This is a genomic window from Flavobacterium sp. JP2137 (assembly GCF_050562195.1).
GTDB lineage: Bacteria > Bacteroidota > Bacteroidia > Flavobacteriales > Flavobacteriaceae > Flavobacterium.
In genome coordinates, this window is sequence record NZ_CP191647.1 from 1,233,197 (window position 1) to 1,253,033 (window position 19,837).

The following is a 19,837-nucleotide window of genomic DNA, read 5'->3' on the forward strand; positions in this document are numbered from 1 at the left end:
CAACGGTTGCAGACGAGCATAAGGTCGAATACCGCGGTACAAAAATAAGAAAAACAAACCAAAAACCGAGTTCGAAGGCCGCAGAATCCAAAAGTGGGTCAGGCGCTGAAATTCGATTTTTTAGCGCGTTTTCATAAAAAAAGCGCAAATTTTTTTTAAAGCGCCGAGAGTTACCTATATTTGTTGCGATGAAAAATAAAAATGCCATATCACGATTATTGCTGATTACTGCGCTACTGTTTACAGTAGTGTTCCAGTTTGTGCATAGTTTATCGCATTTTTCTTCGGAAATCGCAACGGCTTCTCATCGAGAAACCCGCGAGCTTGTCAGCAAGCACTCCGACCATTCCCACCAATTGTCCCAAGCCGATCACGAACTCGAAAAGTGTTTTGCCTGTGATTTTTTCCTAAGCCCTTTTTTACAATCCGAAGATCTGGTATTCCAAGTTTTGGACAACACCTACTTCCATTCGTTAAAAACAGCGGTAGCGGTTCCTTATTACCACTATACATCCATTTACTTCTCGCTTCGCGCGCCACCGGCTTTATTTTAAATAGATAGATAAATCTCTGGGGTATTTCATATCCTAAGAGTTCGTTGTAATTATTTAAATCAAAGCAAAATGCGAATTTATATACTCGCTTTTTTCTTAATGGCTAGCGCATTAGGTCAGGCACAGCACATCGTTTCCGGACGGGTGATGAATGATCGTGGGCAAGTGTTAAGTGGAAGCACCATTTCCGTCAATCAAAACAGTTACCAATCCGACGCTCAGGGCCGGTTTAAAACCAAGGCTATGGCCGAGGGCGTATACCCTTTACAGGTTTTTTATATGGGGTTTCAAACCCTGGATACCCTTGTTCGCGTTCGCGCAAATACCGATTTACACCTGCATTTGCAAGCGGATAATACCGTTTTGGATCAGGTGGTGGTCAACGCTTCACAAAAGAAGACCATCTACCATGCCGACAAGCTCAATCAAAAGGCTTTGAGTCAGAATTTCTCTGGCTCCTTGGCCAAAACCCTAGCACACTTACCCGGTGTTAATGCTATGGAGATCGGTGCCGGAGCCTCCAAACCCATCATACGGGGGTTGGGTTTTAACCGCGTTGCGGTTTCCGAAAATGGTGCCAAACAAGAAGGACAACAATGGGGTGCCGATCACGGTTTGGAGATCGATGCACTCAATGCGGAAGAGGTCGAGGTCATCAAAGGTGTGGGTACCATAGAATACGGCAGTGATGCCATGGGAGGTGTTATTCAAATCAACAACGAAAAAATACCGCAGTTGCATAGCTTTTCGGGTCAGGTGACCTTGTTGGGCAAGTCGGTAAACGAGGCTTTGGGCGCATCTGTACACGTGCAAAGCCGCGGCGACCGCTTCTTCTATAAGTTCAAAGCCACTGCACAAGAGTTCGGTGACTACCGCGTACCCACCGATCAAATCGTTTACCTCAATACGCTGATGCCGATTTACGGCGGACGCATGAAAAATACCGCTGGTAGAGAATTCAACGTATACGGACAAATCGGCTATATAGGTACTTCTTTTCAGAATATCCTAAGCGTGAGCAATGTCTATAACAAAAGCGGTTTTTTCCCGGGTTCACACGGTCTGCCGTCTATAGCGGCGGTGCAAGACGATGGCGACAGCAGGAATATCGATTATCCACGGCAAAATGTCAATCACTTTAAGGTGACCAATTCCTCGATATGGACCGCGGCAAACGACGACAAAATCAAGCTGGTATTGGCTTTTCAAAACAACCAACGTCAGGAGTGGAGCGCCTTTCACACCCATTACAACAATCAGCAACCGCCCGAAGTAGATCCGGCGCTGGAATTGGAGTTTAACCTCAATACCTTTGATATCAACGCCAAATACGAACACGTTTCGGACAACAATCACAAAACGACTTTCGGCTTTCAGCAGAATTACCAAAACAACACCATAGCGGGTTACGGATTTCTATTGCCGAAGTTCAACCGATCCACTGTGGGGGTATTTGCCCTGCACGAACACCAATTGTCTGACGTGATTAGCCTTCAGGCCGGTACCCGTTTTGATTATGCTCAAATGCAAGTACGCCCTTTTTACGACGAGCTGCTCTACGATTTCCTGGTTCAAAACGGCGAAAAACCTACTTCAGCAGCCGAATACGCCCAGCGAAGCCGTCAGTTAGATAAGGATTACAGCAGTTTCAATGCCCTGATTGGCGGAAAATGGGAAATAAACCGACACTGGAACCTGGCCACAACGGTCGGAACGATTTTTAGGTTTCCCACGGCTATCGAACTCAGTGCCAACGGCGTACATCACGGTGCTTTTCGACACGAGTTGGGCAATCCCGATTTAAAGCCCGAAAAGGGTTTTGCCGCTGATTTGCGTCTGAGCGCGGAAACCGAAAGCTTTAAAACCGAATGGAGTCCCTATGTTTATTACTTTAACAATTATATCTTCTTAAAACCTTCGGGGCGCTTTTCCATACTGCCCGATGGCGGTCAGGTATACCAGTATACCGAATCCAAAGCCCTGCTTACCGGTTTCGAATGGAAGGTCGAAAAAACGTTTTGGAAAACCCTGCGGATAGAGGCCATTTTGGAATACCTCTACAACAAGCAAATCACCGACAACTCCAGTACGGACTATCCGCTGCCGTTTTCACCGCCCGTCAATGTTTTCGGATTGGTGGAATACCGCTTTAAAGATTGGAAATACTTTAAGAATACCACGATTACAGCCGATGTAAAATGGACGGCAAAACAGGACCGCATCGCCCAAAATGAAGAAATTACGCCGAGTTCCACGGTATTTGGTGCCAGCATAGCCACAGCGGTGAGCCTGGGTAAGCTCCCGATGACCATGCGACTAACAGCCACCAATTTGGCCGATGCAAAAGTGTTGAATCACACCAGCTTTTACCGACCGATACAAGTGCCGGAAATGGGCAGATCGATACAGTTGATGTTGCAGTTTCCCTTTTAAAAACGCGCTATGGAAGCAGTAAAAAAACAAATAGGATGGTTGTTTTTGTGGGTGTTTCTCATGCCACAGGGCAACAATGCGCTGCACTATTGGGTCATCAAACACGATTTTAGGCGGACACAGCCGACAACGCCCGAATTTTTAAATAAGAGTACCGCGCATTACTGCGACCATTCCCTGTTTAAAATGCCATCGATGCTGCTGTCGCTTGTCGAACTGGAATGGGTGCATTTTAACCGACCCTTTAATCCGCAGCCGGAACAGCTGCGCGCGCTATTTGAGCAAAGCAGCTTTGTAGCGTATTATTTGCGCGGCCCGCCGCGGTTTTTTGAATAAAACCCCTGGGTTTATTACAAGCCTGATAAAAAGACAAAAAAAGTAAATAATATTCTAAAAAACCACATTTATGAAAACCCTTAAAACCGCATATATACTCGCTTTAGGAGCGATATTTTCACTGAGCTCTTGTTCTAGTGACGACAATAACGTAGATACCCAAAAACCGAAAATCGATTTAGTAGCACCCAAAGAAGGCGCTGTTTTACCGGCTGGAAAAGACGTCCATTTTGATATGGAAGTATCCGACAACGTGATGTTGGCGTCCTATAAGGTGGAAATCCACAACAATTTTGATAATCACAACCATTCCACCGCTTTAAGCGCTAAGGCCGATGGGGAATTGGTCGCTTTTACCTTTAACCGCGTTTGGAGCTTGGAAGGGCAGAAAAATGCCGACGTTCACCACCATGATATCGTCATTCCAGCAAATGCCAAACGAGGAAATTATCACTTTATCGTCTATGTCTTGGACAAGGCGGGTAATGAAGAGAAAGTGGCCCGCAATATTGTCATTGGAGAACCGCAAGAGCCGGGAAGTCCAGAAGACAATCACGATCACGATCACGCGCACTAGGAAGTTGCCGGAGTTATCGTTTAAAAGGCCTTGGGAATTTCCAAGGCCTTTTGTTTTTAAGGTTCTTTTAAAAAACCTTATATTTGTTAGTATACAAACAGTAAAATCAGATTCAATAATGAAGAAAACCCTTACAACGCTTTTAGTAGCAAGCATCGTTTTGTCTTGTAAACAAGAGCCTAAAGAAGAAGCCATGGTGTTAAAGTATCCAGAGACCCACAAGGGCGATGTCGTAGATACGTACTTTTCAACAGCGGTAGCCGATCCTTATCGCTGGTTAGAAGACGATCGTTCCGCAGAAACAGCCGCTTGGGTTAAGGCAGAAAACGAAGTGACCTTTGATTATTTAGATAAGATTCCATTTCGCGATGCCCTGAAAAAGCAGATGGAGAAGATTTGGAACTACGAAAAAATTGGCGCTCCTTCTAAAGAGGGCGATTATACTTATTACTCCAAGAATAACGGTTTGCAAAACCAATCCGTTATCTATAGAAAAGACGCCAACGGAAAAGAAGAGGTCTTTTTGGATCCCAATAAATTCTCTACAGACGGCACTACCTCTTTGGGCGGTATTGATTTCTCCGAAGACGGAAGCAAAGCGGCTTATGCCATTTCTGAAGGCGGAAGCGACTGGAGAAAAGTCATCGTCTTGGATACCAAGACCAAAACGATTATTGGTGACACGCTGGTAGACGTTAAGTTTAGCGGTGTATCTTGGTTGGGTAACGAAGGGTTTTACTACTCGAGTTACGACAAGCCACAAGGAAGTGAATTGTCTGCTAAAACCGACCAACACAAACTGTATTTCCACAAATTGGGAACGACACAGCAAGCGGATGAAGTAGTCTTTGGAAAAGACGTTAAAAGACGTTATGTAGGAGGTAGTGTAACGCAAGACAATCATTATTTGATCATCACAGCGGCCAACTCAACCTATGGAAATGAGCTGTACATCAAAGACCTGACAAAAGCAAACAGCCCTATAGTTAAAATAGTAGATAATTTTGATTCCAGCAGCAGTGTGATTGAAAGCAAGGGAAGCAAACTATTTATAGAAACCGATTGGAAAGCGCCGAATACGCGAGTAGTCACTGTGGATGCCGCGAATCCTAAACCGGAAAACTGGGTGGATTTTATTCCAGAAACCAAAAATGTATTGTCGCCATCTAAAGGAGGGGGATATTTCTTCGCACATTATATGAAGGATGCCGTTTCCCTGGTTAATCAATACGATTACGACGGGAAGTTAATCCGCGAAATCAACCTGCCTGGCGTGGGAACGGCCAGTGGATTCTCCGGTAAAAAAGACGATAAAACCCTGTATTTCTCGTTTACGAACTACATCACTGCGGGAACGATTTATTCCCTAGAACCGCAAACGGGTGTTTCCCAGGTTTACGAAAAGCCAAAAGTAGCTTTTGACGCCGATAAATTCGAGTCCAAGCAAGTTTTCTATACCTCAAAAGACGGCACTAAGGTTCCGATGATTATCACGCATAAGAAAGGACTTAAATTAGACGGTAAAAACCCGACCATGCTATATGCTTACGGTGGATTTAATGTGAGTTTAACGCCTTCATTTAACATTGCCAATGCGATCTGGTTAGAGAATGGCGGTGTATACGCAGTTCCCAACCTAAGAGGCGGAGGCGAATACGGAAAGGAATGGCATGTGGCCGGTACTCAGATGAAAAAGCAAAATGTATTTGACGATTTTATCGCTGCCGCAGAATACCTGATTGAAAACAAGTATACCACTTCGGATTTCTTAGCGATTAAAGGCGGGTCAAACGGCGGATTATTAGTGGGAGCCACGATGACGCAACGCCCCGATTTGATGAAAGTAGCCTTGCCTGCTGTAGGAGTTTTGGACATGTTGCGTTACCATACCTTTACCGCTGGTGCGGGATGGGCTTACGATTACGGAACGGCTGAAGACAGCAAAGAAATGTTTGAATACCTAAAGGGATATTCCCCTTTGCACAATGTTAAAGAGGTGTCTTATCCTGCGACGATGATCACGACCGGAGATCACGACGATCGCGTGGTGCCTGCGCATAGCTTTAAATTTGCGGCAGAACTGCAAGCGAAAAACAAAGGAAACAATCCGATGTTGATTCGCATCGAAACCAATGCCGGTCACGGTGCGGGGAAATCCGTAGCACAAAACATTCAGGAAAACGTCGATTTACAAGCGTTTACCCTTTATAATATGGGCGTGAGAGCACTGAAATAAGCGCGCGTTTCTACAACAGCAAGCCCCAAGGGATTCGTCCTTTGGGGCTTGTTTTGTTTGATATATACAGCAGCGGCTCGACGGTTATCGGCTGTTTTTCTGACGCCACAGCAGCAGGGCCAATCCGATCAGGGCATAACTGCACAACACCGCTACGGTAAGCCCGTTTACGGCGCTGTTTAAGGAGGCTTTCGGCATAAACAAACTCAATACCGACAGCCCAATTCCCGCCCCCATAAAGTAAGACGTACTCGACAGGCTGGAAGCCAGTCCGTAGTGTTGGGAAGGGATGTCTTGTATGCAGAGCAGCGACAGGCTGGTAAAGCAAATCGTCATACCGATGCCCGAAACACTAGCGGCAGATAGCAGAATCAATACCAAGGGGTAATCCAAGGCCAAGGTGAGCACCAATAAAATGCCGCCCAAAGACATCATGCTCATACCGATGATGCCCAGTGTTAGCGTTTGTACGCGTTTCATGATTGCGGGCAGTATAAACTTGGCGACGACCGCAGATAAAATGCTAAAGGGCACCAACAGCAATCCCGACTTGGCTGCGCTGTAGTGCATGTCTCTTTGAAGGATCAGGGCGATTAAAAACAAATACCCTATAAAGAAACATCCCAACGTAAAAAAAGCCGCATTGGCGGTGATGATCGTTTTGGAATTGAACACCTTTAAGTCAATCAACGGGTTGGGTATGCTTTTTAGGCGTCTATAAATAATTAGAAAGAGGAGCAGCGCACCGCCTAAACTGCCGATGATCGTCGGGTAATTCGCTTGGAAATCGCCCAATTGGTGAATGCCGTGCGTAAAGAGCAGCAAGCAAAATACCGAGAGTATACCCGAGAGATAATCCGTTTTTACGCGCTGTTGCGGGCGAAGGTCGGCGTCGATCAGATAATAGGTTGCGATGAGTACGACAATCAAGATCGGCACGTTGATCAAAAAGACCCAATGCCATCCCCAATACGTGCTGATTAAGCCCCCAACGGCCAAGCCGCTGCCAGACCCTATAGCGGCGAACGAACTAAAGATGCCGATCGCTTTGCTGCGTTCCTGGGTTTCGGTAAAGGTATGCGTAACGATGGAAAGAGCCGAGGGCATAATCAAGGCGGCACCGAGTCCTTGTAGGGCTCTAAAAAACGCCAAGGCGCCAAAGGACATAGACAGTCCAGCGCCTAAAGAACTGATTAGAAACAGGGCGGCACCCGCCATAAAAACCCTTTTGCGCCCCGCTACGTCAGAGAGCTTGCCTCCGATGATTAGAAATCCACCGTACAACAATACATACAGGGTTTGAAGCCATTGTACTGTGTCGTTGCTCACTTGAAACTGCTGCTGTATAGACGGAATGGTCAGGTTGATTATCGCGATGTCTAAGGCTTCTACGAAGACGCCCATAGAGGCAATAATCAGAATCAGGTTTTTCTTAAAATCCATTGTTTTTAATTTGTCCGCGCAAAAGTAACCCGATACGGGCAAACGTCACTAAAAAAATAAAAATTTAGAACAAAGTGGTTTTATGAGTATCTTTGACAGAACAAACTACTTTAAATGCTCGTTTGATGCGCAATAAAACAGAACAAGGCCTAGATGGGCATTTTCCGCTAGACCATAAAGATTGGGAGATACTAAAGCTTTTGGAAGTCAATGCCAAGTGGACGGTACGTCAAATCGCCGCACAAATCAATTTGAGCCCTACGCCCACCCACGAGCGAATCAAGCGACTGGAGAAAAGCGGGGTCATCAAGAGGTATGTCACGGTATTGGACAAGAAAAAAGTCCATAAGGGCATTATGGTTCTCTGTATGGTAACCTTGAGCAAGCACAATAAAAAGTCGGGCTCGGAATTTATAGAAAACGTGTTGAAATACCGAGAGGTCGTCGAGTGTTACAACATCTCAGGTGACTTTGACTTTATGCTTAAAATCCTGGCGGAAAGCATGGATGGTTACCACGACTTCTTCGTCAATCAACTGACCGAAATCGACGGTATCGCACAGACAAAGAGCATATTTGTTATGGATATTATTAAAGAGACCCATGAAGTGCTTTAGGGGGAGGGGCTTATTCGCGTATTCGCCGAGCTGTGCAGTAGATGTTCTATCGTGCTTTCTTAATTCCGCAATTGCTGTGTTTTTGGTGCACTCTCGAATCAGCAAATCAACGAATCTGCTTATTTGAGTATTCGCCTATGCGATTATTCGCTTATTCGCCGCGCTGTGCAGTAAATGTTCTGTCGTGTTTTTTTAATTCCGTAGCTGTTGTGCTTTTGGTGCGCTCGCGAATCTGCAAATCATCGAAGGGGCTTTTTCGCCTATGCGCCTGGTTCTGCAGAAAATGTTCCATCCTACTTTCTTAATTCCGAAACGGTTGTGCTTTTGGTGCACTCTCGAATCATCGAATCTGCAAATCATCGAATCCGCTTATTTGAGTATTCGCGTATGCGATTATTCGCGTATTCGCCTGGTTGTGCAGTAGATAATTAATCTTGCTTTTTTAATTCCGTAGCTGTTGTGCTTTTGGTGCGCTCGCGAATCTGCAAATCATCGAAGGGGCTTTTTCGCCTATGCGCCTGGTTCTGCAGAAAATGTTCCATCCTACTTTCTTAATTCCGAAACGGTTGTGCTTTTGGTGCACTCTCGAATCATCGAATCAGCAAATCATCGAAGGAGCTTATTCGCGTATGCGATTATTCGCGTATTCGCCGAGCTGTGCAGTAGATGTTCTATCGTGCTTTCTTAATTCCGCAATTGCTGTGTTTTTGGTGCACTCTCGAATCATCGAATCAGCAAATCAACGAATCCGCTTATTTGAGTATTCGCCTATGCGATTATTCGCTTATTCGCCGCGCTGTGCAGTAAATGTTCTGTCGTGTTTTTTTAATTCCGTAGCTGTTGTGCTTTTGGTGCACTCTCGAATCATCGAATCAGCAAATCATCGAAGGAGCTTATTCGCGTATTCGCCTGGTTGTGCAGTAGATAATTAATCTTGCTTTTTTAATTCCGTAGCTGTTGTGCTTTTGGTGCGCTCGCGAATCTGCAAATCATCGAAGGGGCTTTTTCGCCTATGCGCCTGGTTCTGCAGAAAATGTTCCATCCTACTTTCTTAATTCCGAAACGGTTGTGCTTTTGGTGCACTCTCGAATCATCGAATCTGCAAATCATCGAATCCGCTTATTTGAGTATTCGCGTATTCACCTGGTTGTGCAGTAGATAATTAATCTTGCTTTTTTAATTCCGCAGCTGTTGTGCTTTTGATACACTCGCGAATCTGCAAATCATCGAAGGGGGTTTTTCGCCTATGCGCCGAGCTGTGCAGTAAATGCTCTATCGTGCTTTCTTAATTCCGCAATTGCTGTGTTTTTGGTGCACTCTCGAATCATCGAAGGGGGGCTTAATCGCCTATGCGATTATTCGCTTATTCGCCGAGCTGTGCAGTAAATGCTCTATCTCGCTATTTTAATTCCGTAGCTGTTGTTCTTATGGTGCACTCGCGAATCATCGAATCCGCAAATCATCGAATCCGCAAATCAACGAATCCGCAAAGAAACTTACTCGTACTTATAATCCATTACTCCCGCTTTGATTTCCGCCTTAATATAGTTTTCTTCAGGAGGGATTGGGCAAGAATACTTGTGATTATACACGCAATAGGGGTTGTAGGCCAAGTTAAAATTGAGAGTCAGCGAATCGCCGCTGGGAATTTGCAGATCCATATAGCGTCCACCGCCGTAGCTACTCACGCCGGAAGTCAGATCGGTAAAGGGCAAAAACAAACTGTTTTTATGGTCAGCTTTATCGAGGAGTTCCAGGTTTTGAAATACGCTGAGTACTACGGGCACACCTTCGAAGTCGAAGTGGAGTTCGCCATATTTTTTATACATTGGCTTTCGCGCGGTTGTGGTTGGCATTTCAAAAGGCTCGGAATCTGGAGTGGGAATCAGTCTGGCTTGAACCACATAGCGTTCGTCTATGGGAAAAAACGCCAAAGCGGTAAATTTCTTAATCGCATCCTTGGGTAAGGGACTGGTTTTACCGTCTTTGAATTCCTCGTTTAAGCGTTTTTGAAAAGCCATGGCCTCTGAGGTCGGCGTTGCGTTCTGCGCACAAGCGGCGGTTAAAAACAATAGGGACAATAAGAGTACAATGCGATTCATGATAACGAGCTTTGAGATTAAGGCAAAACAAGCCTCCGAAGAGGCTTGTAGCAAATATAGATAATTATGTAAATAGCAGGCTTGCTCCGGCGCTTATTTAATATGCGCGCGCAGCATCCAAGCTTGTTTTTCGTGCAACATCATAATACCGGTTACGAAATCACTGGTACCGAAGTCGAGTTCTTCCTCTATGGTATTGATGTTTTCTCTGATGTGTTTGATGATGGTGTCGTGATCGTTGAGCAAGTCCTTGATAAAGCTCTTGCTGTCGTTACCACCCTGACGGGCTTCGGTCAAATGCGTTAGCGCCAAATACTCCTTTAAGGTAGCTGGGGCATAGTGTCCGATTTGTCTAATGCGCTCTGCTACTTCGTCGATTACCGTTTCCAATTCGGTATATTGGCTTTCGAAAAATAAGTGCATGGCGTGAAAATCGATGCCTTCCACGTTCCAGTGTGCATTGCGGGTTTTGGTATATAAGATAAATTCGTCGGCCAATATGGCGCTTAAAAATTCAGCGGTTTTTTCTCGTGATCCTGCTTTAATTCCAATTAGTGTTTTCATAGACAACTGATTTAGTTAATACTTTTTTGGTATATAGTAAAGTTACGAAAAAAACAGCGAACAAAAGGATTTTTAGCATATTGTTATAAGAAGCAGGTTGAATATTAACGGAATTTTATATACTGTTAGCGGCCCAATTGCGGGAGGAGGGTGTGGAGGAATAAAAAAAGCCCTGTCGCGAGCGACAGGGCTTCTAAAATCTCGATGAAAAGATTTTTATTTTTTCCCTAAAGCATTGTTGATTCCTGCTTTAGCATCTGCTTTGGCGTCTTTTACCGCTTCTTTGGTTTCTTTGGCAGCCTCATTCAAGTCTGCTTTTACATCTTGTAAGGTAGCATTGGCCTCTTTTTTCACATCTTGTGCTTTGGCTTTGATGTCTTGTCCAGCTTCATTAAAGCTTTCCTTGATATCGTGACCGGCTTCTGTGGCCTTGTACTTTGCTTCTTCCCAAGCGCCTTTAGCGTCGTTAATTGCCTTTTGAGCAGCTTCTTCTGCTTTTTTGTCGCCTTTTGCCTTAGCTTCTTCTAACGCTCTTTCAGCGTCTTTAAGTTTTACCTCAGCATCGTTTTTCAAACGCTCCAATTCGTTTCTAGCTTCGATTTCCTCTACGGTGTTCTCATCAGTGGTAATAACGGTTTCAGTACCGTCTTCATTGATAACAGCCGCTTTGTCTTGTTTACATGAAGCGAAAGAGATTAGAGCAAGTGCGGCAACGGATAACATTAATTTTTTCATAGTTTTTCTTTTTTTGTTTATACTCAAAGTTACAAAAAAGAAATTACGAAATCACGGCGAAAATGTTTTTTATTAAAAAATTATGACTTACATTGCTGTTTTTCGCAATATTATAAGAGGTGTTTTGTGATAATAACAATCGCCAAAAACGCCTTTTTCTCAATATTTTAGCGGCCCGTGGTAGTTGATGTACTTGACTATCGTGCTCTTACGCCGGTTGATATAGCCCGAAGAATTCGAAGCTTTAAACCTTCTGGGGTTGGGTAGTATCGCTGCTATGCCCGCTGCTTCGAGTTTGCTGAGGTTCTTTGCATCCTTTTTGTACCAGTATTGCGATGCCGCCTGAGCGCCATAAACGCCATCGCCCATTTCAATGCTGTTTAAATAGACTTCCATAATGCGCTCTTTACTCCACAACAGCTCAATCAAGGCCGTGAAATACACCTCTAGGCCCTTGCGGAAATAACTTCTTCCCTGCCACAGAAAGACGTTTTTGGCCGTTTGCTGCGAAATCGTACTCCCACCGCGTATTTTTTTGCCCTTCTGATTGCTCTTATAGGCCTTTTCAATCGCTTTTAAGTCGAAGCCGTTGTGCTTTAAAAAATTGCCGTCTTCGCTAACGATTACTGCTTTTTGAAGGTGGGTGCTGATCCGGTCCAACGGTACCCATTGGTGTTCCATCTTTATCTTTTTGCCCTCACTTTTTTGCTCGATAGCGCGGATAAACATCAGCGGGGTATACGGCACGGGTACAAATTTAAACAGCAAAACCACCAAGAGCGTGGATCCGAAAAACCAAAGAAGTATTTTTAACGAAAAGCGGAATATCTTTTTAATCATTTTTACACAGCTAGATGAGCGACGAAATTACAAAAAATTTAAAAGCTTTCAACGCGATTCTTTTGCCGAATAGCATACCGCAATAGCGAAGGCGAATAGGGGCTTTTTGGGGTGGCTATACCAAAAAAAAAGGGCTGTCTCAATGCGAGACAGCCCTTTTATAGTTTGTTAAACCCCGGAAGTTTATTCTGCGGTTTCGTCGGTTTTTTTGCTTTTCACCAATTTTAAGATAACCGGTAACGTAGTCACGGCTACTAAAAACAAGATGATGTATTCGATATAATCCTTTAAGTTCACGTCGTAGCTTTCCAACAGGAATTTTTGAAGGTAATGTCCCGCAAAAATCAAAGTCGTCGCCCATAAAAAAGAACTGATGATGTTGTACAACATGAATTTTTTGAAATCCATGTGAACGATACCGGCAATAATCGGTGCGAAAGTTCTTACGATAGGCAAGAAACGGGCGAAGATAATAGCGCGACCACCGTGTCTTTCAAAGAAAACTTTGGATTCGTATAGGTACTTCTTCTTAAAGATGAAGTTGTCTTTTTTGTTGTATAAGTAGTTGCCACTCTTGGAGCCAAACCAATATCCAAAGAGATTGCCCAGGATTCCTGCTACGGCTACTAGGGTAGAGAGTAAAGCGACATTGGTAAAATCGCTTTCTATGGTAAAGAGCTCTGCCATTAACGCCGAGCTGTAGATTCCCGCAAGAAATAAAAGGCTGTCGCCGGGTAAAAAGAAACCTGCAAATAATCCGGTTTCTGCAAACACGATAAAGAGAACGACATAGATTCCTATGTGGTGGCCTGCAATTTCAAGGTTGATATAAAATTCTGGATTGATTAATTGTGAGATGTGAAATTCGTTCATTATGAATTAGTTAGTAGGTTTTCTTCGCGTTTTGATTCCCATTTGTCTATAGCAGCTGTAGATAGACCATTTCCAAGTACGTTGGTCATGCTTCTAGCCATATCGCAAAAGTGGTCGATAGGCAGGATTAAGGCAATGCCTTCTGGAGGTATTCCGAACATGGAACAGGTGGCCACGATAACGATCAGCGACGCCCGCGGTACGCCCGCTACACCTTTGCTGGTAAGCATCAGTACCAACAGCATGGTCAATTGTTTTTCTATGGGCATGTGTATGTCGTAAATTTGCGCAATAAACAAACTGGCAAAAGTCATATACATCATACTGCCATCCAGGTTAAAGGAATAACCCAGGGGAAGGGTAAAGGATACGATTTTGGGTTGACAACCAAAGGCTTCGAGTTCTTCGACCATTTTGGGAAATACCGCTTCGCTGCTCGTGGTGGAAAAAGCGATGAGTATTGGCGTCTTTAGGCGTTGTAATAACTCCCACAGGCGTTTTCCCAAGATGATGTAACCCACGGTGAGCAATACGATCCACAACACGGCTATCCCCGCCATAAAGGCCAAGAGGTAATGGGCATAAAGGGTAAAAACTTCAAAACCGTAATTGGCCACAGCGGCGGCCACAGCGCCCAAAACACCTAGTGGGGCTACCCACATGATATAACCGACCATTTTTAAGACCACCTTGGAGGTTTTGTCTAAAAATGAAATGACCAAATCGCCCTCTTTGCCAAGGGTAGAAAGGGCCACACCGAAAAATATGGAAAAGATGACAATCTGTAGAATTTCGTTTTGTGCAAATGACTCAAATACACTGCGGGGAACCACGTGATTGATAAAGACTTCTAGAGAAAAAGCAGAGGTCTGATTGAGCAAGTCCGAAGCCGAAGTGGTTTCTGCCAAGGTAATATTGGTGCTTTCACCCGGCGCTGTCCAATTGACCAACACCATACCGATGAGCAAGGATACCAAAGAGGCCGTAATAAACCAAATCATCGCTTTGGCTCCCACGCGTCCTACCATTTTCATATCGCCCATTTTGGCTATACCAACGACAAGCGTACAGAATACCAAAGGCGCAATAATCATTTGAACCAATCGGATAAATATCGTTCCTAAGAGCTTGATGTTTTCAGAAAAAGTAACGGTGGATTCCGGATACTTATAATGGACTATACCCCCCATAGTAACTCCAATAATTAGAGCAATAAGGATGGCTAGGAATAATTTGTTATTGCTGTTTTTCACTAGGTCTGTTTTAAGTGCGTGAAAATAGACCTTTTTTTTTATTTTTTGTCTTTATATGCAGTTAAAAAAACTTATAAATATCCAAAGATATTTAGAGGGTTGTTTTCGAATTCTCAAATTTTTTAACAACACAGCTGCAATCGGCGCGTTGCGTGTTGGTGCTGCTGCATAAAAATCAAGTCGAAAAAGGCTTATAAAAAGGGCTATTCATTTAATTTTAGTAATTTTAGGGCTTACAAAATTTAATCAAAATGAAAAGAATTGTTCTATTAACCCTGAGTTTGATGAGTATGACCGCTTTTTCTCAAGAGGTTATGACCAAAGAATTGCTTTGGAAGTTGGGGCGGGTAAGTCCAATCGGACTGACCAAAGACGGCAAAAATGTAATTTACCAAGTGGGCCGAGCCGACTTACAAGAGAATAAGATAAACTCCAAGATTTATCAGATTCCCATTGCCGGAGGTGCTGCCGTTGAAATTGCGGATTACAAAGCATTGGTAAGCGATAAAAACAGCTCCCCTGATGGAACAAAAGTATTGTCGGACAAAGCCGTAAAAATGAACAAGGTTTTGGGCAAAGATCGGTATCCCACTATGGAGAAATCCGACGTATACGTGTTTGATGCCTTGGACTACAGACATTGGGACACTTGGAACGACGGTACGCACAACCACGTATTCGTTTCAGAGGTCAACAAACCGGGGCAGGCCATTGACCTGTTGGAAGGCGAACCTTATGACGCGCCTCAAAAGCCCTTTGGCGGTGATGAAGACTATATATGGTCTCCAGACGGTCAAAAGGTAATCTATGTGTCGAAAAAGAAATTCGGTACCGATTACGCGATGAGCACCAATACCGATTTATACGAGTACGACCTAAAGACCAGACAAACCAGAAACCTTACCGTAGCCAATAAGGGCTATGATACCCATCCGACTTTTTCACCTCAAGGCGATTTGACTTGGCTGCAAATGAAAAACGACGGATACGAAGCCGATAAAAACGATTTGATCGTGAGGTTTCAGGGAATGGACCTAAACCTTACCGCCCAATGGGATGGAACAGTAGACAGTTATCAATGGGCGCCAGACGGTAAAAAGATTTATTTCATCGCTGCAGTAGACGGAACGGTACAACTCTTCGAGGTAAACTTTCCCGGAAAGACGCGTATCGCAATCCAAGTACGTCAGGTGACAGACGGTAATTTTGACGTAACGGGTATCGTTGGATTTTCTGGCGGTCAAGTTATAGTGACCCGTACCGATTTCAATCACGCTACGGAGATTTATGCGTACGATTTAAAAAAATCAAGGTGGACTCAAGTGACCAAAGTAAATGACGAGATCTATGCCAAGGTGGCGATGAGCAAGTCAGAAAAGCGTTATGTAACCACTACCGACGGTAAAAAGATGTTGGTATGGGTGATCTATCCACCGAATTTCGATGCGTCTAAAAAGTATCCGACTTTGTTGTATTGCCAAGGCGGACCGCAATCGGCTCTGACGCAGTTTTACTCTTTCCGTTGGAATTTTCAATTGATGGCAGCAGAGGGCTATATCGTTGTAGCGCCAAACCGTCGCGGTATGCCTGGACATGGTGTAGCGTGGAACGAAGCAATCAGCAAGGACTGGGGTGGAAAACCGATGCAAGACTATTTAAATGCGATTGATGAGGTGGCCAAAGAAAAATATGTCGATACCGCACGCCTTGGCGCTGTAGGAGCGAGCTATGGTGGCTACTCGATTTTTTATCTGGCAGGTATTCACAACAACCGCTTTAAAACGTTTATCTCGCACTGTGGGGTATTCAACTTAGAGAGTATGTACGGTACTACCGAAGAGGTGTTCTTTCCTACTTGGGATACCGGCGGCGCATATTGGGAAAAGGATAATGTAGATGCCCAAAAGGCGATGACGACTTTTAATCCTATCAAGAATGTGAGCCAATGGAATACGCCGATTTTGATTATTCAAGGCGGTAAGGATTACCGCGTTCCGATTGGACAAGGACAAGAAGCCTTTCAGGCGGCACAGCTCTTAGATGTAAAGAGCCGCTTTGTCTATTTTCCCGAAGAAAATCACTGGGTGACCAAACCGCAAAATGCCCAAGTGTGGCAGGGTGAGTTTTTCCGCTGGTTAAAAGAGACCTTATAAAACATATAAACACCAAAAAACCGCAATTGTATTGCGGTTTTTTTTATTGATTTTTTTTAAAGATCGACAGCAGTACGATTACGCTCAATATACTGGAGACCAGGATACCCAGCAAGCCCAATGTGGGTATTCCCCAGATATAGGGCGGCCTGTTTGCGTGGATTAAAATACCCGAAGCAATGCAGAAACCGCCGATCAAAACCGTAAAGGCCAATCGGTTGAGCGCCGTGGCTATGGCTTTGTTGGCAGAGCTGAGGTCTTTGTTTTGTTGGTTGATTACTATTTTTCCCTCGTTGAGCTGCTCCAAGAGCAGATTGAGGTTTTCCGGGAGCTCGCCCAGTCCTTCACTGAGGTTTCTCAGGGTATTGGTGCCCTTCTGAAACAGCTGTTTGGGGCTCCAACGGCGCAGGAAAATCTTTTTGATATAGGGTTTTACACTGGCAATGAGGTTCATGCTCGGATCTAAGTCCCTGCCAATGCCCTCGATCAATACCACGCCGCGAACCAGCAAATAAGTGTATTCGGGCATCAGTATTTCGTTGTCGTTTAATATGGTGGTGAACTTCTTTAAAATTGATTTGATGTCGATGTTCTCCAAAGAATCCGTACCCAAAATCTCGAAGAGCTCATAGATTTGACGTTCGAGCTTTTGCTCGTCTTCCAATTCTATTTGCAGCGCCATCTTTTTTAGGGTGCGTATCAGCCGCTTGGCGTCTTTGGCGATAAAGTTGATGATGAAATCCTCGAGCAACTCTTTGTCCTTGGGAATCATTTTGCCCATAGAGCCAAAGTCGATAAAGGCCAAACTGCCGTCGGGCATCACAAAGATATTTCCCGGATGGGGATCGGCGTGAAAAAAGCCGTGTTCCATCACCTGAGTCAGATAGACGTCTAGGCCGAGTTGCGCGATTTCCTTTAATACGAGCCCTTGGGCGCGCAGCTTTTCCTTGTCGGTTATCTTGGTGCCCGCGATATAGTCCATACACAAAACCCGGTCGTTTGACAGCGTGCGATGCGGCAAAACGGGGTATACCTTGGGGTTGTTTTTAAAGTTGTGCGCAAACTGCTCCATATTGCTCATCTCGTTTAAAAACGACATCTCCTCGTGTATCGATTTTTCAAAAGAGGCGACCACCTGTGTGAGGTTGAGCTTTCTAAAGGTTTCGCTAGAGGCGACCAACAGTCGGGCGATGTCTTTGATAATCAATAAATCGGAGGTGGTTTTCTCTTCGATGCCCGGGCGCTTAATCTTTAAGATAACCGGGGTTTTGTCTGTGAGTACCGCCCGATAAACCTGCGAAATCGAAGCCGTTGCCAGAGGCGTCTGACTGATTTCGTGAAAGTACTCGTCGGGCTCAATGCCCAATTCGTCTTGGAGTATGCTGCGGATATCCAAATCCATGGGCGCTACGTTGTCTTGGAGTTTTTTCAATTCCACAATCAACGCTGCCGGTAGTAAGTCTTCTCTGTTGCTAAAGGTTTGTCCGAGTTTGATATAGGTCGGACCCAGGTCTTCCAAAACCATGCGTATGCGTTCGTACACGCTATAGGAAGACACGCCTTCCATGGCGGGCTGATCGAGGTCGGTCGCTTCATTTTTTTTGAGCTTGGTCTTAATCAACAATTCGTTAAAACCATATTTGGACAATATCGCGATCAATTCCGCCGTACGTAAAAACTTTTTCTTTTGATTTTCCATGGATAGCTAGCAGTTGGATTATAAATATAGCGAATAACAGCCGGAGCGAATCGGCATTTCGATTATATTTTTTGAATCGCGGGTATATAGGGAAGGGGATAAACAGAAAAAAACCTTGATTTAAAGGGCATGGCTAGGGGAATAAACGTTTTTAGGGCGTTTTTTTGGAATCATTTTTTATCTTTACGAACTTATAAAAATATGAAATATGTATACCTATAGAATTAAACCGCTTATATGGGCAGCCGTGCTCAGTATAGGGGTTTCGACAACTTATGCTCAGGATCGTTTGGTCAACTCCTTAAAAGTTAATGCCAGCGAAAAGAGCAAGGAGTTTTTTCAATTTACAGATGTGGTTAATATTGAGAATACCTCGATAAAGAATCAGGGGTCTTCGGGCACTTGTTGGAGTTATTCTGCCAACTCCTTTTTGGAGTCCGAAATGATGCGAATGGGCAAGCGTCCGGTCGAGATATCACAGATTTTTTCTGCGCGTAATGCCTATGTAGAAAAGGGCAAGATGTATGTAAAAATGCAGGGAGCGGTGACCTTGGGCGACGGTGGTGCTTTTCACGACGTAATCAATATGTACCGCAAATACGGAGCCGTACCCCAGTCGGTGTATACCGGTTTAAACTATGGAACGACAACCAATAAGTTTGGCGAGATGGCCGCAGTGATGGAAGGCGTGCTCAAAGCAGTGGTGTCCAATCCCAATGGGAAGTTGACCCCGAACTGGGAAAAGGCCTATACCGGGGTAATCGACGCGTATTTAGGAGCGCCACCAGAGCGCTTTGAATACGAGGGAAAACAATATACTCCCAAAACTTTTGCCCGCGAAGTCATCGGCTTGGAGGCAGATGATTATATCGAAATCAGCTCGCTGACCGATTATCCGTTGTATTCGAAATTCACCTTGTTGGTACCGGACAACTGGTCGTTTGATCAGGTGTACAACGTCAAGATGAACGAACTAACCGATATCGTCGATCACGCGGTGAAAAACGGATTTACCGTGGCTTGGGCGGGTGATGTTAGCGAAAAGTCATTCAGCTGGAAAAACGGTGTGGCCTTTGTTCCGGAAAAGGAATTTGAAGACATGAGCGCCGAGGAAAAAGCCGATTTGTTCAACGGTCCTAAGAAAGAAGCTCAGGTAACAGCAGCCATGCGACAGTTGGCGTTTGAGAATTACAGCACCACAGACGATCACGGTATGCACATCGTTGGAATTAGCAAGGATCAAACCGGCAAGGAGTATTATATCGTTAAAAACTCTTGGGGAGTGAGCAACGACTACAAGGGGTATTTGTATATGACCAAGGAATACATCCGATATAAAACCACCGCCATTATGGTACACAAAAAGGGAATACCCGCGAGCTTGGCCTCAAAAATGGGATTTTAAGTTCCTAAAATACAGTT

Annotated in this window: 17 protein-coding genes; 8 read left to right on the forward strand and 9 right to left on the reverse strand. The window is 44.5% G+C overall.

Annotated elements, in window-relative coordinates:
- Positions 1 to 188 precede the first annotated feature (188 nt).
- The 5 genes from ACQZ43_RS05390 (at position 189) to ACQZ43_RS05410 (ending at position 6,136) form a co-directional block, all read left to right on the forward strand.
- Positions 189 to 554: a hypothetical protein gene (locus ACQZ43_RS05390; protein WP_430614936.1), complete on the forward strand. Its 366-nt coding sequence runs from the start codon at positions 189 to 191 to the stop codon at positions 552 to 554.
- A gap of 69 nt (positions 555 to 623) precedes the next feature.
- The gene (locus ACQZ43_RS05395) at positions 624 to 2,987 is read left to right on the forward strand and encodes a TonB-dependent receptor (protein ID WP_430614937.1); all 2,364 of its coding nucleotides are present in this window, start codon (positions 624 to 626) and stop codon (positions 2,985 to 2,987) included.
- A 9-nt stretch (positions 2,988 to 2,996) separates the two neighbouring features.
- Positions 2,997 to 3,323 carry a hypothetical protein gene (locus ACQZ43_RS05400; protein WP_430614938.1) on the forward strand — a complete coding sequence of 109 codons (327 nt, stop codon included), beginning with the start codon at positions 2,997 to 2,999 and terminating at the stop codon, positions 3,321 to 3,323.
- A gap of 70 nt (positions 3,324 to 3,393) precedes the next feature.
- Positions 3,394 to 3,900, forward strand: coding sequence for a DUF4625 domain-containing protein (locus tag ACQZ43_RS05405; protein ID WP_430614939.1), 507 nt, complete (start codon positions 3,394 to 3,396; stop codon positions 3,898 to 3,900).
- Between the two features lie 118 nt (positions 3,901 to 4,018).
- Positions 4,019 to 6,136 carry a prolyl oligopeptidase family serine peptidase gene (locus ACQZ43_RS05410; protein WP_430614940.1) on the forward strand — a complete coding sequence of 706 codons (2,118 nt, stop codon included), beginning with the start codon at positions 4,019 to 4,021 and terminating at the stop codon, positions 6,134 to 6,136.
- An 84-nt stretch (positions 6,137 to 6,220) separates the two neighbouring features.
- Here ACQZ43_RS05410 and ACQZ43_RS05415 read toward each other — a convergent pair whose 3' ends face one another.
- Positions 6,221 to 7,579, reverse strand: a complete 1,359-nt coding sequence (locus tag ACQZ43_RS05415) for an MFS transporter (RefSeq protein ID WP_430614941.1) — start codon at positions 7,577 to 7,579, stop codon at positions 6,221 to 6,223.
- Between the two features lie 125 nt (positions 7,580 to 7,704).
- Between ACQZ43_RS05415 and ACQZ43_RS05420 the strand changes: the two genes are divergently transcribed.
- Complete coding sequence (locus ACQZ43_RS05420) at positions 7,705 to 8,196, forward strand: Lrp/AsnC family transcriptional regulator (RefSeq protein WP_430614942.1); 492 nt, start codon at positions 7,705 to 7,707, stop codon at positions 8,194 to 8,196.
- 151 nt (positions 8,197 to 8,347) lie between these two features.
- Here the strand turns inward: ACQZ43_RS05420 and ACQZ43_RS05425 are convergent, their stop codons facing one another.
- From ACQZ43_RS05425 to ACQZ43_RS05455, 7 genes are all read right to left on the reverse strand, one after another.
- Positions 8,348 to 8,488 carry a hypothetical protein gene (locus tag ACQZ43_RS05425; RefSeq protein ID WP_430614943.1) on the reverse strand — a complete coding sequence of 47 codons (141 nt, stop codon included), beginning with the start codon at positions 8,486 to 8,488 and terminating at the stop codon, positions 8,348 to 8,350.
- A 1,204-nt stretch (positions 8,489 to 9,692) separates the two neighbouring features.
- Positions 9,693 to 10,298, reverse strand: coding sequence for a DUF1684 domain-containing protein (locus ACQZ43_RS05430; RefSeq protein ID WP_430614944.1), 606 nt, complete (start codon positions 10,296 to 10,298; stop codon positions 9,693 to 9,695).
- 93 nt (positions 10,299 to 10,391) lie between these two features.
- A complete protein-coding gene (locus tag ACQZ43_RS05435; RefSeq protein WP_430614945.1) occupies positions 10,392 to 10,862 on the reverse strand; it encodes a Dps family protein in 471 nt (156 codons plus the stop codon).
- 216 nt (positions 10,863 to 11,078) lie between these two features.
- Complete coding sequence (locus tag ACQZ43_RS05440; protein ID WP_430614946.1) at positions 11,079 to 11,597, reverse strand: hypothetical protein; 519 nt, start codon at positions 11,595 to 11,597, stop codon at positions 11,079 to 11,081.
- 159 nt (positions 11,598 to 11,756) lie between these two features.
- A complete protein-coding gene (mtgA, locus tag ACQZ43_RS05445) occupies positions 11,757 to 12,437 on the reverse strand; it encodes a monofunctional biosynthetic peptidoglycan transglycosylase (protein ID WP_430614947.1) in 681 nt (226 codons plus the stop codon).
- Positions 12,438 to 12,620: 183 nt separating this feature from the next.
- The gene (locus ACQZ43_RS05450) at positions 12,621 to 13,310 is read right to left on the reverse strand and encodes a DedA family protein (protein ID WP_430614948.1); all 690 of its coding nucleotides are present in this window, start codon (positions 13,308 to 13,310) and stop codon (positions 12,621 to 12,623) included.
- On the reverse strand, positions 13,310 to 14,605 hold the full coding sequence (locus ACQZ43_RS05455) for a dicarboxylate/amino acid:cation symporter (protein ID WP_430615604.1): 1,296 nt from the start codon (positions 14,603 to 14,605) through the stop codon (positions 13,310 to 13,312). Before ACQZ43_RS05455 ends, ACQZ43_RS05450 begins: the two co-directional genes overlap by 1 nt.
- A 209-nt stretch (positions 14,606 to 14,814) precedes the next feature.
- Between ACQZ43_RS05455 and ACQZ43_RS05460 the strand changes: the two genes are divergently transcribed.
- A complete protein-coding gene (locus ACQZ43_RS05460) occupies positions 14,815 to 16,716 on the forward strand; it encodes a S9 family peptidase (protein ID WP_430614949.1) in 1,902 nt (633 codons plus the stop codon).
- 43 nt (positions 16,717 to 16,759) lie between these two features.
- On the opposite strand, the gene ACQZ43_RS05465 is transcribed toward ACQZ43_RS05460, so the two are convergent.
- Positions 16,760 to 18,415 carry an ABC1 kinase family protein gene (locus ACQZ43_RS05465; protein ID WP_430614950.1) on the reverse strand — a complete coding sequence of 552 codons (1,656 nt, stop codon included), beginning with the start codon at positions 18,413 to 18,415 and terminating at the stop codon, positions 16,760 to 16,762.
- 208 nt (positions 18,416 to 18,623) lie between these two features.
- Between ACQZ43_RS05465 and ACQZ43_RS05470 the strand changes: the two genes are divergently transcribed.
- Positions 18,624 to 19,820, forward strand: a complete 1,197-nt coding sequence (locus ACQZ43_RS05470; RefSeq protein ID WP_430614951.1) for an aminopeptidase C — start codon at positions 18,624 to 18,626, stop codon at positions 19,818 to 19,820.
- Positions 19,821 to 19,837 lie beyond the last annotated feature (17 nt).

Coding starts and splice junctions, on each gene's coding strand:
- ACQZ43_RS05390 (WP_430614936.1), top strand. CDS start 189: ATGAAAAATAAAAATGCCATATCACGATTATTGCTGATTACTGCGCTA.
- ACQZ43_RS05395 (WP_430614937.1), top strand. CDS start 624: ATGCGAATTTATATACTCGCTTTTTTCTTAATGGCTAGCGCATTAGGT.
- ACQZ43_RS05400 (WP_430614938.1), top strand. CDS start 2,997: ATGGAAGCAGTAAAAAAACAAATAGGATGGTTGTTTTTGTGGGTGTTT.
- ACQZ43_RS05405 (WP_430614939.1), top strand. CDS start 3,394: ATGAAAACCCTTAAAACCGCATATATACTCGCTTTAGGAGCGATATTT.
- ACQZ43_RS05410 (WP_430614940.1), top strand. CDS start 4,019: ATGAAGAAAACCCTTACAACGCTTTTAGTAGCAAGCATCGTTTTGTCT.
- ACQZ43_RS05415 (WP_430614941.1), bottom strand. CDS start 7,579: ATGGATTTTAAGAAAAACCTGATTCTGATTATTGCCTCTATGGGCGTC.
- ACQZ43_RS05420 (WP_430614942.1), top strand. CDS start 7,705: ATGCGCAATAAAACAGAACAAGGCCTAGATGGGCATTTTCCGCTAGAC.
- ACQZ43_RS05425 (WP_430614943.1), bottom strand. CDS start 8,488: ATGGAACATTTTCTGCAGAACCAGGCGCATAGGCGAAAAAGCCCCTTC.
- ACQZ43_RS05430 (WP_430614944.1), bottom strand. CDS start 10,298: ATGAATCGCATTGTACTCTTATTGTCCCTATTGTTTTTAACCGCCGCT.
- ACQZ43_RS05435 (WP_430614945.1), bottom strand. CDS start 10,862: ATGAAAACACTAATTGGAATTAAAGCAGGATCACGAGAAAAAACCGCT.
- ACQZ43_RS05440 (WP_430614946.1), bottom strand. CDS start 11,597: ATGAAAAAATTAATGTTATCCGTTGCCGCACTTGCTCTAATCTCTTTC.
- mtgA (WP_430614947.1), bottom strand. CDS start 12,437: ATGATTAAAAAGATATTCCGCTTTTCGTTAAAAATACTTCTTTGGTTT.
- ACQZ43_RS05450 (WP_430614948.1), bottom strand. CDS start 13,310: ATGAACGAATTTCACATCTCACAATTAATCAATCCAGAATTTTATATC.
- ACQZ43_RS05460 (WP_430614949.1), top strand. CDS start 14,815: ATGAAAAGAATTGTTCTATTAACCCTGAGTTTGATGAGTATGACCGCT.
- ACQZ43_RS05465 (WP_430614950.1), bottom strand. CDS start 18,415: ATGGAAAATCAAAAGAAAAAGTTTTTACGTACGGCGGAATTGATCGCG.
- ACQZ43_RS05470 (WP_430614951.1), top strand. CDS start 18,624: ATGTATACCTATAGAATTAAACCGCTTATATGGGCAGCCGTGCTCAGT.